The 13,051-nt window shown below is 39.6% G+C and carries 14 protein-coding genes; 4 read left to right on the top strand and 10 right to left on the bottom strand.

All coding sequences use genetic code 11. The annotated features are described in order from the left end of the window. Positions 1–30 precede the first annotated feature (30 nt). Positions 31–603, bottom strand: coding sequence for a DUF2087 domain-containing protein (locus tag BK583_RS03650; RefSeq protein WP_055736804.1), 573 nt, complete (start codon positions 601–603; stop codon positions 31–33). A gap of 72 nt (positions 604–675) precedes the next feature. Next, the gene (locus tag BK583_RS03645; RefSeq protein WP_055736803.1) at positions 676–1,572 is read right to left on the bottom strand and encodes a DUF2268 domain-containing putative Zn-dependent protease; all 897 of its coding nucleotides are present in this window, start codon (positions 1,570–1,572) and stop codon (positions 676–678) included. A 365-nt stretch (positions 1,573–1,937) separates the two neighbouring features. Here BK583_RS03645 and BK583_RS03640 point away from each other — a divergent pair, with 365 nt between their 5' ends. After that, on the top strand, positions 1,938–2,171 hold the full coding sequence (locus tag BK583_RS03640; protein WP_038483422.1) for a hypothetical protein: 234 nt from the start codon (positions 1,938–1,940) through the stop codon (positions 2,169–2,171). Positions 2,172–2,416: 245 nt separating this feature from the next. Next, the gene (locus BK583_RS03635; RefSeq protein WP_055736802.1) at positions 2,417–3,316 is read left to right on the top strand and encodes an EamA family transporter; all 900 of its coding nucleotides are present in this window, start codon (positions 2,417–2,419) and stop codon (positions 3,314–3,316) included. Between the two features lie 13 nt (positions 3,317–3,329). Here BK583_RS03635 and BK583_RS03630 read toward each other — a convergent pair whose 3' ends face one another. The 6 genes from BK583_RS03630 to BK583_RS03605 all read right to left on the bottom strand — a co-directional run bounded on the left by BK583_RS03630 (position 3,330) and on the right by BK583_RS03605 (position 8,887). Beyond that, positions 3,330–3,785, bottom strand: a complete 456-nt coding sequence (locus BK583_RS03630) for a GNAT family N-acetyltransferase (RefSeq protein ID WP_055736801.1) — start codon at positions 3,783–3,785, stop codon at positions 3,330–3,332. A 119-nt stretch (positions 3,786–3,904) separates the two neighbouring features. Continuing rightward, on the bottom strand, positions 3,905–4,597 hold the full coding sequence (locus BK583_RS03625) for a hypothetical protein (protein ID WP_055736800.1): 693 nt from the start codon (positions 4,595–4,597) through the stop codon (positions 3,905–3,907). A gap of 4 nt (positions 4,598–4,601) precedes the next feature. After that, positions 4,602–5,690, bottom strand: a complete 1,089-nt coding sequence (locus BK583_RS03620) for an ABC transporter ATP-binding protein (protein WP_055736799.1) — start codon at positions 5,688–5,690, stop codon at positions 4,602–4,604. An 8-nt stretch (positions 5,691–5,698) separates the two neighbouring features. Further along, on the bottom strand, positions 5,699–6,577 hold the full coding sequence (locus BK583_RS03615) for a carbohydrate ABC transporter permease (RefSeq protein WP_078440027.1): 879 nt from the start codon (positions 6,575–6,577) through the stop codon (positions 5,699–5,701). A gap of 17 nt (positions 6,578–6,594) precedes the next feature. Further along, on the bottom strand, positions 6,595–7,503 hold the full coding sequence (locus BK583_RS03610; RefSeq protein WP_055736798.1) for a carbohydrate ABC transporter permease: 909 nt from the start codon (positions 7,501–7,503) through the stop codon (positions 6,595–6,597). 61 nt (positions 7,504–7,564) lie between these two features. Then, the gene (locus tag BK583_RS03605; protein WP_055736797.1) at positions 7,565–8,887 is read right to left on the bottom strand and encodes an ABC transporter substrate-binding protein; all 1,323 of its coding nucleotides are present in this window, start codon (positions 8,885–8,887) and stop codon (positions 7,565–7,567) included. 269 nt (positions 8,888–9,156) lie between these two features. Between BK583_RS03605 and BK583_RS03600 the strand changes: the two genes are divergently transcribed. Both BK583_RS03600 and BK583_RS03595 read left to right on the top strand, forming a co-directional pair. Then, a complete protein-coding gene (locus tag BK583_RS03600) occupies positions 9,157–10,119 on the top strand; it encodes a bile acid:sodium symporter family protein (protein WP_055736796.1) in 963 nt (320 codons plus the stop codon). Positions 10,120–10,298: 179 nt separating this feature from the next. Further along, the gene (locus tag BK583_RS03595) at positions 10,299–11,033 is read left to right on the top strand and encodes a polysaccharide deacetylase family protein (protein ID WP_055736795.1); all 735 of its coding nucleotides are present in this window, start codon (positions 10,299–10,301) and stop codon (positions 11,031–11,033) included. A gap of 60 nt (positions 11,034–11,093) precedes the next feature. Here BK583_RS03595 and BK583_RS03590 read toward each other — a convergent pair whose 3' ends face one another. Further along, the gene (locus tag BK583_RS03590; protein WP_055736794.1) at positions 11,094–12,200 is read right to left on the bottom strand and encodes a D-alanyl-D-alanine carboxypeptidase family protein; all 1,107 of its coding nucleotides are present in this window, start codon (positions 12,198–12,200) and stop codon (positions 11,094–11,096) included. A 109-nt stretch (positions 12,201–12,309) separates the two neighbouring features. Further along, positions 12,310–13,047: a class B sortase gene (srtB, locus tag BK583_RS03585; protein ID WP_078440026.1), complete on the bottom strand. Its 738-nt coding sequence runs from the start codon at positions 13,045–13,047 to the stop codon at positions 12,310–12,312. Positions 13,048–13,051: the final 4 nt, after the last annotated feature.

Below are 13,051 nucleotides of genomic sequence, written 5' to 3'. Positions count from 1 at the left end.
TCAAAATAGATTCCAAAAAAGAGAACCTGCTTAAACAGGCCACATCTCTTTCGGATTCAATTCATATTGCTGTTCATTTCGGTACATAAAATGAGACATGATTAATTCCCTTCTAATTGTTGCAAAATCACTGTTATAGCGTTTAATTACTTGATTAACATCTGTTTCAGCGTACTGGCGCCCTTCATCAAATTGTCGTGCGATCACTTCGAGTATAATGAGTCTTTTCTTCCGTTGCGCAGGTAGATGGCTTAACATTCCCTCTCGATTAAAAAAGCTTTTTACAACGGATGCCTTTTCTTCAATCGTTACATCGAAATACTCAAACCGGTCATCTCCACCAATACGAATGATAGCTTCTGCCATTTGCTCGAGCTTCGACTCGTTCAAATGAAAATAGATGGTGTTCTTGTCTCTTCGTTGGTATATCACATCAATTTCTTTTAGCTTAGTTAAGTGATGAGAAATAGTTGGTGGAGTAAGTCCAAGCTTCCCTGCAATGGCACCATTGTGAAGTGGCCCTGCTTTTAACATGCTAATTATTTGAATTCTTGTCTTATCCCCAAGCGTTTTATGAAAATGAACCATTCGACTTAATTGCATGATATCCCTCCATCTAATTAGATAATAATCGAAATAGATGAAAATGAAAAGAGGAATCATCACTTATTCCTCTTAAAAAATGGCTGATCGAGTAATAATATCGTCACTTGTACATTGTGTGGCTTCAAATATGGTTAACCCCGTCTCTTCTAAGAACGCTTTAACAACAACATATCCGACTGCATAACCGGCCGCAAATGAAAGACCTACTGGTTGATAGCCTCTCTCTGTTGCATAAGAATCACCGAACATATAGCTACTTACTTCTGCAAAACCTTTAATGTGTAAGGCATCTTTTATAACAGATATGGAATCATTTAAATCATCTTCATCTAAGCCAGTTACCCAAGGACCGAGCTGCTCTTTTCCATAAATGGTTTCTGCGAAAACATCTGCTAACCCTTCAATAACAATGTATTCCCCTACAGTTACATCGCCATGGCTCCAATTAAAATAAGAAAAACGCAGATTATGATGAAATTCATGGGCAAGCAACCCTTCAAAACGGCTGGTATTTCGCTCATTCGGAAACAGAAGTACCATCAAATAGCCTGGAATTCCACCGAACCCTGTATACCCTTCGTGCAAGCTTAACTTCTCTTCATCTGCTAAATAAATCCCTAATTGAATGGCATTCGCTCTCACTTCTAAACCTTGATCGTTCGCTACTTCCAGTAAATGTTTTAATGCCCGTTCCCCGCGATCAACTATGTTCATAGTTCGTAACCGTTCTACTCCCTCTTTCAGAATCTCCCGGTCTTCTAATTTAGCGAAACCTAACATGTCCGCAGCATAGAGAACGTCATAACCATTTGGTTGTTTTGCCTTCATTGGCACTTGCAAGTACGTCCACATCGTCTTTAATGGTTCCATCATCGTATAGCGAAAAAATTGTTGTTTTTGCTCCAAGGTCTCGCACCGTAGTAACTCCTCATATTGTTGTAATGGATCATTTACCTTTATGATCATCGTATCCCCTCCTATGCTTACGATAGTGGATGACGTAACGTGAAGGTCAACATAAAAAATAAGCATTTACTTTTAAATAGGCTTTTGCTATAGTAAAGTCACAAATCTCGATGAAGTAAATTTTCTAAATAATTAATTTATAATAGTAACGACAAAAAATCCGCAAAAGTCCTTCTGTTTCGCTAAAGGAAATGCAGTTAAAGCAGCGAATACAAAAGAAAACGAATCTTTTTTTAAAGAAGAGGCATGAATTCTTTTGGGATTGCCTAAGATGAAGATAGAGTACATCTTCGTCATAAGCAAAAGGTTTGCGATTATGTGAAAACAGGTACACACTAGAGTGAAAAGGCGAAAGGGTGATAAGGATGGAACAAGCCATTGTTTATGATCTTCTTAATCAACAATTTTTACATGCCTTAAAAGAATTGGCGGCACGACCAGCTGACGAAGATCAACAAATGGCAGCTGACATAGTGGGCTTACTTACGAAAAACCCTCAAGCTATTCATGCCATTGATAGCGACTATAAAGAAGCAACGATCATGGCGTGCTGGTCACCTCAGTTAACCAATCAATCTCATTGCACAAATCCTTCATAAACTAAAGGAACGTGTCTCTGCTCATCAAGTCAGTTGATGAGCTTTTTTAGAGCACACTCCTCGTCCACTACCTTTCCTGTTGTCTTTTTTCATGATATCGTGTACAATCAAGAGCGGTTAAACTGTATACTTCGAACAAAAGTTTTTAACTTGTGGACCTTTTCAGAGCGATAACTGCTCTTTTTCCGCCACACTGGGCTTCGTGCCTAGTGTGGCTTTTTTATGTAATTAAGGGAGGTAAAAAAATGAAATCAACATGGCTCTATTCATTAGCTGTATTAATCGGGGGTGCTTGCTTTGGCATTTTATCCACTTTTGTCAAAATTGGTTACGGACAAGGAGCTGACCTCGTTCATGTGGTCATGACACAGTTCTTTTTTGGTTTTCTCATTTTAGCCATCTTACTGTTTTTCTCAGCTCGTAAAAAAATACCCTTAAAGATGGTAGTGGCTCTACTCGCTTGTGGTATCCCTACAGGTCTTACAGGCATTTTTTATTATCATTCGTTGCAAACATTAGATGCATCACTTGCCGTTATTTTTTTGTTTCAATTTGTATGGATTGGTTCCTTTTACGAATTTATTTTCGCAAAAAAAATACCATCCAAACGACGCCTTCTTTCTATTGGCGTGTTGATAGCTGGGTCCATTTTAGCAGCTGGTGTTTTACAGACAGCTGTACAATTTGATTGGGTTGGTGCCTTCTGGGCGTTGCTTAGTGCATTTTGCTCTGCTTTATTTATGTATGTAACTGGCGTGGTCGGTACTGAAGTTCCTGTTGTCCAAAAAGGATTTATCATTTCCATCGGTGGGTTCCTCTTATCAGCGATCATTCTTGTACCGACAGCAGAAACCCTTTCATTCACTGGAATTGAGACAGGATTTATCGGTATTGCCTTTTTACTTGGCTTATTTGGCATTGTCTTGCCTCCACTCATGTTCTCAATTGGTATGCCAAAGATAGGCTCTGGTCTAGGGGCCATTCTTTCTACAGCAGAACTACCTGTTGCGCTAATTTTATCCATTGCCTTACTTGGTGAAACGATTTTACCCATGCAATGGGCAGGTGTCGCCATTATTTTCGCGGGTATTTTCTATGGCAACGTTGAAAGAAAAAAAGTCAGATACGAGTACGCAAGGGAATAACCTTGCGTACTTTTTAGTTGTCTAACGTTTTTGTCATCTTAACAATTTCTTGTTGATATCCGAATGTCTCGTAAAACGTGACTGCATGCTCATTGGCTTTAAAAACATCTAAAACAATTGTATTCACTTCGTGCTCCTGTGCCCATTCTTCTGCTTTTTGCATCAGCCGCTTCCCAACACCCTTCCCCTCGGCTTCAGACGTGGTGGCAACAGCCGATATGTACGCTTGTCGCTCATTAGTAAAAAAATCACTTTGTAAGCGCATTTCCAAAAAACCTAAAAAATGGTGATCCTTTTCAGCAATGAAGAGGGACAAATCGTCACGCTGAAGGGATTCTAGTAATAATGCTTCCTGTTTTTGTTCCAACGCTACTCGATCACGATGTTTCATTAAGCCAAATTGCAAAAATCGTTTTGTTAACGCCATTACATTACTTCGATCTTTTTCTTCAAATGAACGAATTTTCATAGTTAGCCTCCTTGTTACTACCTTATTGGAAAGCAGATGTAAACACAAGACTAGCGACGGTAAAAAAGACTTAATGACCGATGGTACTCATGATCACTAAGTCTAGGATGATAACATTTCTATGATAGCTCCACTGTATCCATCTTACGTAACGTGCTATCTCCTAAAACATCTGACCGACTAACGGCACCACTTGTCATCCGACTTAAAAACACGGCAAGAACACCTGGTAATAGAAGCGCATTCCCAACAACTGTAAACGCAAGCAATCCAGCAAATAAAATAAGTTGTAGAAAGCAGCCGATCGTATACAATGGATACTTTAACAATAATTTCAAACTAATCCCCATAGCTCTTACTAAGCTCACGTTGTATTTATTTATAAGTGGGACTGTGTAAAGCTGACTTAAAAGAACCATTCCTGCAAAATAGCTTTGAAAACAAGCGATAGCAAACGCTACATAGCTTTGCTCTACCGACCAATGCCACCATGAAGCAACGAGTATAACAGCAAACCCTCCAAAAAAGAATGAAAGACCTAACGCTTTAAAATACTGGCATTTTAAAGAAATGAAAAACGTTCGCATTAACGGGACGTTTTTATTTGTTAATACCGTTTCCATACTAGTAGCAGCCGCTAACCAAACTGGTCCACCCAAAAAAAGCACAAAGGCAATCGCTAACTGCCACGGCAAAAATAATAGAAATGGGACGCATAGAAGAGAGACCAATACACTTATTGAGATAATTGAAACAATATGCTGATACAAATCTTTTGCCGTTATACGCACTATCGATGTAACTGAAAACATAGCCTCACCCGATCCTTTGTTTCGTTTCTATATCAAATAAATGCATTTTTTCCGTTTGAAACGTCATCGCTATCGTTTCACCTGCTTTACTAAAATGTTCTCCAGCCGTTTTTGATATAACAGACTGTTTATTAAAAGAAAAGTACAGAAGATTCTCTGCCCCTAAATGTTCAAATACCTTCACCTTCACTTCTACATTCCCCTTTGGGTCTAGTAAAATATGTTCTGGCCGAATGCCAAACATGACATTTCGATTGACGTAGGCACGAACATAGTCTTGTAAATCTAAAGGAATATCTAAGAGATACTCCCCCATCTGTAACTGCTTCTCTGACAGGACGTAAGCAGGAATGAAATTCATTGCCGGAGAACCGATAAACCCTGCCACAAACATATTTTGTGGTCGTGCATACAACTCTTTCGGTGAAGCGATTTGCTGAACTTTTCCTTCGTTCATTACAACAATTCGTTCGCCAAGTGTCATGGCTTCTACTTGATCATGGGTGACATATACAATAGTTGCCCCTAATCGTTGATGAAGCTCTGCTAGTTCAATTCGCATTTGCACTCGTAGTTTTGCGTCTAAGTTCGAAAGTGGCTCATCAAAAAGAAAGACTTTAGGGTCTCGTACAATCGCTCGACCTAACGCAACCCGCTGACGTTGCCCTCCTGACAACTCCCGTGGCTTTCGATCCAATAATTGATCCAATCCTAATATTCTCGACGCATATGAGACTTTTTCTTCTATTATCGCTTTGTCCATTTTCATATTTTTTAAACCAAAACTTAAGTTTTGTTCAATCGACATATGAGGGTATAGCGCATAATCTTGAAAAACCATGGCAATATCCCGATCCTTTGGATGAACATGATTAACAAGTTGGCCATCAATATAAATATTTCCATCTGTTTGCTTCTCAAGCCCTGCAATCATTCGGAGGGATGTTGTTTTCCCACAGCCTGATGGGCCTACGAAAACAAGAAACTCTTTGTCTTTAATCTCGAAGGTTGCTTCGTCAACGGCTGTAAAGATACCACCTTTTTTTGTATCAGCAAACGTTTTTGTAATCCCTTCAAATACTATCGTTGCCATTTTTTCACCTACCCTTTCACCGCACCAATCGTAATGCCTTGTAAGAAATACTTTTGCAAGGAAAAAAACAAGATAAACATTGGCAATGCTGCAATAACTGAACCAGCCATCATCGCACCAAAGTCGGTGGCTTCGGCAAATTTAAAGCTCGCTAGTCCAATCTGAATCGTTCTCATTGAACTTGTTTGTGTAACGAGGAACGGCCAGAAAAATTCATTCCACGTAGCCACAAATGTAAAGATTGCTAACACAGCCAAACCAGGCTTTGAGATGGGTAGAATAATTTTATAAAAGATTCGCCATTCACTACAGCCGTCAATTCGAGCTGCTTGAATAAGCGTTGATGGCAATGTTGACATGTACTGCTTCATTAAAAAGATGTTTCCTACAGTCGCAAACATTGGTAGCATAATCGCTGTATACGTATTTCCTAGTTGAAACGTGTTCACCACAATAATATAAACTGGAATAAGCGTCACTTGTGCTGGAATCATCATCGTTCCAAGTAACATCCAAAAAATTGTATTCCTACCAGGAAAACGCAGCTTTGCAAAAGCATAGCCTGCTAGCGAACAAAACAATACATTTGTGAACGTTAGAACCGATGAAATAAACAAACTGTTCCCAAGCCACCTCATGGCATCGGTTTCAGTAAAAAAGCGGATATACGTAGCAACTGATGGGTTTTTCGGAAACCACTCTGGAGAAAAAGATGCACTCATGGATGTGTCTTTAAAAGACATGACAAGCATCCAATATAACGGGATTAATGTAATGACGATCCAGAACAATAAGATGGCGTAACTGACTATTCTTGCTGCTATTCGTTTTCCATTTGCGCGCTTTATGCTTGAGTCTTTTTGATGGTGAAAAGCAGGCTGATTCACGCTCAATGCCCCCTTTTTTAAAATTCGACATCACTTGACATTAGTTTAAATTGAAAAACAGAGGCTAGAATAATGACAATTCCAAGGGCAAAGGATTCAGCAGCCGCTAGCCCAAATTGATAATATTCAAAAGCATGTACATAAATTAAATACGCAATGGTGGTTGTGGCAAAATTCGGTCCACCTTGAGTCATTAAATAAATACTCATAAACACTTGGAAGGAGCCAATAATCCCCATTACAAGCAAGTACAGAGTCGTTGGTTTTAAAAGCGGCATCGTAATGTTTTTAAATTGAGACCACCCGCTGGCATGATCGATATCTGCAGCCTCATACAAAGACTTCGGAATCCCACCTAGGGCAGCTAAATACAAAATAATCCCTGCACCATGACCCGTTAACCAGCTCATTAAAATAAGCGAAAATAATGCTGTACTTTTGCTTCCAAGCCACATCGTATTCTCCATACCGATAAAACTTAGGATCATATTTAAAAGCCCCATATTTGTCGGATCATAAATCCAGAACCAGACAAGCGCCATCGTTACACCAGAAGCAACAGTAGGGAGATATAATGACGCCTTAAAGAAGGTTTGTACTTTTTTTCCTCTTGGAAAGATAAGCACCGCCAGCACAAGCGTAATTCCAACGCTCACCGGTACAGTCGCTACCGTAAAAACAAACGTATTGCGCATAGAGCGCCAAAATATTTCATCTTGAACCATGGTTTGATAATTCTCTAGCCCAATAAATGTAGATCCCATAACATGGTATTGTTGAAAGCTCATAATAAACGCATAAATAACTGGAATAAACGTGAATAGCAAAAAGACAAGAATAGGAACAAGAATGAACACATAACACCATCCGTAGTCTCTTAAAAAGAGGGTCAGTTTAGACGGTGATGCCTGTACGGTTTCTGTCATAAGAAGCACTCCTTTATCAAGAAAGTAGAGGAGAGAAACGAGCCCCCTACTTTCCGGTTAACTAAGGTTGGTACTTTGCTGCTGCTGCTTCCGTCTTAAATTTTTCAAACGCTTCCTCAGGCGTTAATTCTCCACTAATTAGACCTTGAAATGTCGGAACAACGACCTGTGTCTTAAACATGTCGTCTTTAGCAGCAAGCTCACTCGTAATTGGATTTGGCGGTAATACGTTACTCGCAAGTCGTTCAGCGGCAAGTCTATTCTCATCTGAAAGTGGTAGCTCATAGTTATCAGCTGCTTCTTTATGAATAATCGGTAAAGCGAGCGCGGAGGATGTCTTTCCAATTGCATCTGCACCAGCTAAGTGTTCAAGTACTTTAACGCTATTATCAATATGCGCATCATCAGCATTATTTTGTGTGAATAATAAGTAACCTTCAGCCCCACCTTGTGAAACCTCTACTTCTCCCTCGTGATGAGGAATTGGAAGCAAGACAAAGTCTAATTCTTTTCCTTCTGTAACACCATCTTGAATCTCTTGGTTACGATTTTGAACGATTGCATCTGCGTAAGGAATTGCCCGTCCGTAGAAAAGGGCTTGGTAGTTGTAATACATTTCTTGTCGTTTTGCCGCATCAATGGCTGCAGTCTCAGCTGGCATGATTCCTTCATCTCTTAACTTCACAATAAACGCCATTGCTTCTACTATTCTGTCGTCATCCCATTGAATACCCTCTTCTGTCATTCGATAAGGGATTCCATTATTTCGAGCTAAATGGTCTAATAACTCTTCATCAACACCTTGAAATACAAATCCATATTGCTGATCACCGTGATCATTTTTCTGTTCGCCGATAGAAGCTAGCTCATAAAATTCATCCCATGTCCAGCCTTCTGACTGAATTTTCTCATAATCGACATCGTATTCTTCAAGCAATGCTTTATTGCCACCCCATACATGAAGATATTGATATAACGGTAAGCCATACATGGACCCTTCTAACGTCATATGATCAAGTGCTATCTCATCATAATCGCTTAAATCAATGGATAATTTGTCATCTATAGGTACTAAAAGCTCTGTCTCTTTATATTTCCCGAGTGGTCGACCAAAATATAAATCCGGTGGACTGCCTGAATTTAAGGCAATATCGAACTTCTGTAAACCTTCTGCCCAAGATAGCACTTCATACTCTACTTTAATTGTCGGATTCTCTTTTTCAAAAGCAGCAATGGATTCTTTTAATTCCCCTTCATATTCACCATGAACAGGATACGTCCATACTTTTACGACGTCTCTTTTTTCTTCATCCCCTCCACCACACGCCGTTAACGCAACAAACATAGCGCCTGTTACGGTAGAAAGCATTAACAGCTTCTTCATTCCCATTTCCCCCTTTTTTTCGTTACTTGCTCTGCTTTCTTTCCCCCTCCTTTTTGTCAGTCGATAGTACAATGTATGCCCTAGAATCTTTGGACATACCATTTTGAGCTAAAACAGTATAACGTTTATGGTGTTTATCAATCGAGTGAGAAAGCTAGCAGAAATTACTATATTAAAAAAATAATGACGACTTCCTGATAACTATGTATAATGATGTACACACAGAGAGAACAAAAGTATTTTTAATTAGCACTACACGGGGTGAGAGTATGAAACAAATTGAAACCATTAGTTCGTTCGCAGGAAAGTATTTTGTTTTTTTCGTCATAGGTGCAAGCGTGTTTGCTTTCTTACAACCAGAACCATTTTTACCTATCGCTAGCTATGTTCCTATTTTACTGGGCATTATTATGTTTGGGATGGGCATGACGTTAAAGCCTGTTGATTTTAAAATGGTAGCAAAACATCCATTACCTGTATTTCTTGGGCTTGTTGCTCAATTTACCATTATGCCATTAACAGCATTCGGCATTGCCTACTTATTAAGTCTTCCACCAGAATTGGCAGCTGGTCTCGTTTTGCTTGGTTCTGTACCAGGAGGAACATCGTCAAACGTTATGGTTTATCTTGCAAAAGGAGATTTACCTTTATCGATTACCATGACGTCATTTTCTACTCTTGTAGCACCAATTGCTACTCCAGCAATTCTATATATTCTTGCTAACCAATGGATGCCTGTTCAATTTTGGGACATGTTCACCATGATCGTACAAGTTATTATCATTCCAGTGGCTCTTGGCGTTACGATAAAACGATTTTTGCCTACTTTTGCTAAGCAAACAGAAAAAGCAATGCCTCTCGTATCGGTACTAGCCGTACTAGCTATTCTATCTGCTGTAGTCGCTGCAAACAATGAGGCCCTTGCTTCTACCGGGATGGTTGTCTTTTTCGCTGTCATGCTTCATAATGCAGCCGGGTTAATTCTTGGTTATTTTGCTGCTGCTGCGTTCCGCTTATCACCTAGTCAATGTAGAGCGGTCTCAATTGAAATTGGCATGCAAAACACAGGACTCGGGGCGACCCTTGCTACTGCTCACTTAACGCCATTTGCTGCGATTCCGAGTGTATTTGGAGCAGCTTGGCATAACTTTACTGGAACCATTGTCGCAACCTATTGGGCAAGAAAAAATAGTGATAAAGAACATGTTTCAACGCAAAAGAAAAGTGCATAACCACAATGGCTAGCGGATGATCTTTATAACAGGATCATTCGCCTTTTGTTTTAAAAAGACGTCACTCAAACAATCGCGCAAAGTCGGATACCAATCGTGAACCTAAGTAGAAGCCCCCTAGAATGCATAAGGTTTCTTTATCCTCACATACTAAAGCTACCTAAGAGGAGGACAAGAAAATGAAACGATACCAGCTACTCGTTCTACTTACGATCGTACTCTTGAGCGTCATTCATTCATCTGCTAGCTTTGCAGCGATTAAAGAACGTTATGAATATGAACAAACAGGTAAAGTTTTTTGGGAAGCTGATACAGACGAAACCAAACTGGCTTTAACCTTTGATGATGGACCTCACCCTGCTAACACACCTGAATTACTGGATATTCTAAAAGGATATAATGTAAAGGCGACGTTTTTCGTTGTCGGAAAATGGGTCGAAGCCTATCCTGACATCGTCCAACGCATGCTTGATGAAGGACATGAAGTGGCTAACCATACATATTCTCACATTTATGACGAGGCCATAACAAAAGAGGATTTAATGGAAGAAATTGATCACGCCAATCAAGTTTTAGAGGAAACGGTTCATATACGTCCAACTTATTTCCGTCCGGTAGGAGGATACTACACAGATGATATTATTGATGCCGCCATTGACTTAAAACAAGATGTACTCCTCTGGTCTTGGCATCAAGACCCACGGGATTGGGCTGGAACGCCGACAACTGAAATTGTGAAACACGTTGTCGATCATGCACAAGGAGGCGACGTCATTTTACTTCACGATGGTGGCGGAGATCGCCAAAAAACATTGCGAGCAGTGAAATTGATTATTCCTGTTTTAAAACATCAAGGGTATCAATTTGTTACGGCTTCAGAACTTTTAAAGCCCTCTCCTATCTACTTAAATTAAAAGAAGAGTTTCTCCGAAAATTAACAACAAGCAAGGCATCCCCTGTGCCTTGCTTGTTCCTCATTTTAAATTTAAAAATTGAAGGATACGGTCAATAAACGTTTGCTCTTCTTCCTCTTCTTGCACCTCAACAGGAAGCGCTTCTTCTTCATCTTCTTCAATCTGCTTCAATGGTTCAGAGCGAATAATCTGTTTGTCATCCTCTATGACCAATGATCCGTTTCGAATATCAAACTGCAGATCGGCATCTTTTTCATACGTAACCGATGTCGTATGTTCAAGAATATATTCGTTCCCATAAACGTCTTCGAACTGCTTCCCTTTTTCTACCGTTTTTGTGTCAAACGTATCCACACCATAATCAAGTAGTCGCTTTGTATCATTGTAACTATCGTTGGTTGTCGGTGCATTTAGTGTAACAACAATATATTCATCGTTATCAGTCTCATAGGTCGTCACTAGTGTAAAACCTGATTGAGAGACAAACCCATTTTTCACACCTGTTACATTCTCATGATCGCGTACAAGTTGATGGTGATTGTACAGGGTTGTTTCCCATCCTTCACCTACCCATTCTAGTTCTTCTATTGCGACGATTTCTCGAAATGTGCTATTCTTCATAGCATACTTCGTTATTTTTGCCATGTCTGCAGCTGTTGTATAATGATCGTCATCGTATAAACCATGTGGATTTGTAAAATGCGTATCCGAAACACCGACTTGTTCTTCTACAAACGTATTCATCAGCTCTGCAAACTCTTCTTCACTACCTGCCATATGCTCCGCTATAGCTGTACCAGCATCGTTTCCTGAATTGATTAATAAACCTTGTACAAGCTGCTCTAGCTTCATCTCTTCCTCTTCTAAAAGATAGACAGAAGTTCCAATGACATCAACAGCATTCTCACTAATTGTCACCATGTCATTCAAGTCTCCGTATTCAATCGCAAGAATACCTGTTACGATTTTGGTTATGCTTGCTGGGTACATTTGTTGATTGGCTTCTTTATCAAATAGTATTTCTCCTGATTTTGCGCTCATCAACACCGCTGCTTCACTATGTACGTTCGGTGCATCTTCTGTGTTTGCAACTACTGAGTTCGATGACACAGCTAGTATAACGATAACCATCATTGCACAACAAACGGTACGTAATTTGGTTCTCATATGAATTCCCCTTCGACTTCATTCTACAATTTCCCCATCCTATATTTAAGCAGAAGGAGATCAAAGGAATGTAACAAAGAGATAACAATATTGTTTCAAGTCCTAACGATTAAGCGTTTTGTGGTACAAGCTTTGCATGAACAACAAAACGACCATCCGAACCAGCAGTGTCATCGCACGTCGAAAGCGTAATGATTCGATCTCTGCTTGATACCTCGGTAGTTGATGAATACATCGATCGTGCCTGTACTTCTTTTAAAAATTCACTGTATGCCTCATCATCTTCAAAGTCTGTTTCAATGTAATATACATCTGTTGTCGTATAATACACCGAAAAAACGTCAATCGTATATTGTCCATCTGGTGTGTCAAAAAAATGACCGTGGCTATCATAAAAGAATGCTTTGTCCGTAAACCGCTCTAGCTCATTAAACATTGTTCCGTCTCTCATATGATGCCCATATAAAATGGTGTGTTTCGCTTCTTCAGGGTGGTTTCGATAATCCATGAAAATGCTACCTGCTCTTGTACGTTCCCCTTTGTAATTCCGATTTAAATAGTAATCATTATCACTACTTTGTAAAATAGGGTAATGAATGACTGTGTCATTAATAGAAATCCATCCGACAATATCTTGATTCATGGTTTGTAGCTCGTCAAAGGCATTTTCACCCTTACTGCTTCTTTCTTTCTGGAACAAGTGAGGATCAGAATAGATTGCTTTTGCTTCTAACAACGTTTGCTTATTTTCGTACGAATCATACCAGATATAAAGAAGATGACCACTCGCATAAAGAAACACAAGTGCGAAAAGACCAGTTACGCCTTTACTCCATATCTGTTTCATTTTT

Source organism: Shouchella oshimensis (assembly GCF_002019765.1).
In the GTDB taxonomy this organism is placed as follows: domain Bacteria; phylum Bacillota; class Bacilli; order Bacillales; family Bacillaceae_D; genus Shouchella; species Shouchella oshimensis.
Note: the sequence above shows the minus strand (reverse complement) of the source record. Positions and strands in the feature narration are given on the sequence as shown.

Excerpts from the sequence above, each read along its gene's own strand:
- BK583_RS03600 (WP_055736796.1), top strand. The coding sequence starts at position 9,157 with ATGAAACAAATTGAAACCATTAGTTCGTTCGCAGGAAAGTATTTTGTT.
- BK583_RS03640 (WP_038483422.1), top strand. The coding sequence starts at position 1,938 with ATGGAACAAGCCATTGTTTATGATCTTCTTAATCAACAATTTTTACAT.
- BK583_RS03620 (WP_055736799.1), bottom strand. The coding sequence starts at position 5,690 with ATGGCAACGATAGTATTTGAAGGGATTACAAAAACGTTTGCTGATACA.
- BK583_RS03590 (WP_055736794.1), bottom strand. The coding sequence starts at position 12,200 with ATGAGAACCAAATTACGTACCGTTTGTTGTGCAATGATGGTTATCGTT.
- srtB (WP_078440026.1), bottom strand. The coding sequence starts at position 13,047 with ATGAAACAGATATGGAGTAAAGGCGTAACTGGTCTTTTCGCACTTGTG.
- BK583_RS03630 (WP_055736801.1), bottom strand. The coding sequence starts at position 3,785 with ATGAAAATTCGTTCATTTGAAGAAAAAGATCGAAGTAATGTAATGGCG.
- BK583_RS03595 (WP_055736795.1), top strand. The coding sequence starts at position 10,299 with ATGAAACGATACCAGCTACTCGTTCTACTTACGATCGTACTCTTGAGC.
- BK583_RS03610 (WP_055736798.1), bottom strand. The coding sequence starts at position 7,503 with ATGACAGAAACCGTACAGGCATCACCGTCTAAACTGACCCTCTTTTTA.
- BK583_RS03605 (WP_055736797.1), bottom strand. The coding sequence starts at position 8,887 with ATGAAGAAGCTGTTAATGCTTTCTACCGTAACAGGCGCTATGTTTGTT.
- BK583_RS03645 (WP_055736803.1), bottom strand. The coding sequence starts at position 1,572 with ATGATCATAAAGGTAAATGATCCATTACAACAATATGAGGAGTTACTA.
- BK583_RS03635 (WP_055736802.1), top strand. The coding sequence starts at position 2,417 with ATGAAATCAACATGGCTCTATTCATTAGCTGTATTAATCGGGGGTGCT.
- BK583_RS03650 (WP_055736804.1), bottom strand. The coding sequence starts at position 603 with ATGCAATTAAGTCGAATGGTTCATTTTCATAAAACGCTTGGGGATAAG.
- BK583_RS03625 (WP_055736800.1), bottom strand. The coding sequence starts at position 4,597 with ATGTTTTCAGTTACATCGATAGTGCGTATAACGGCAAAAGATTTGTAT.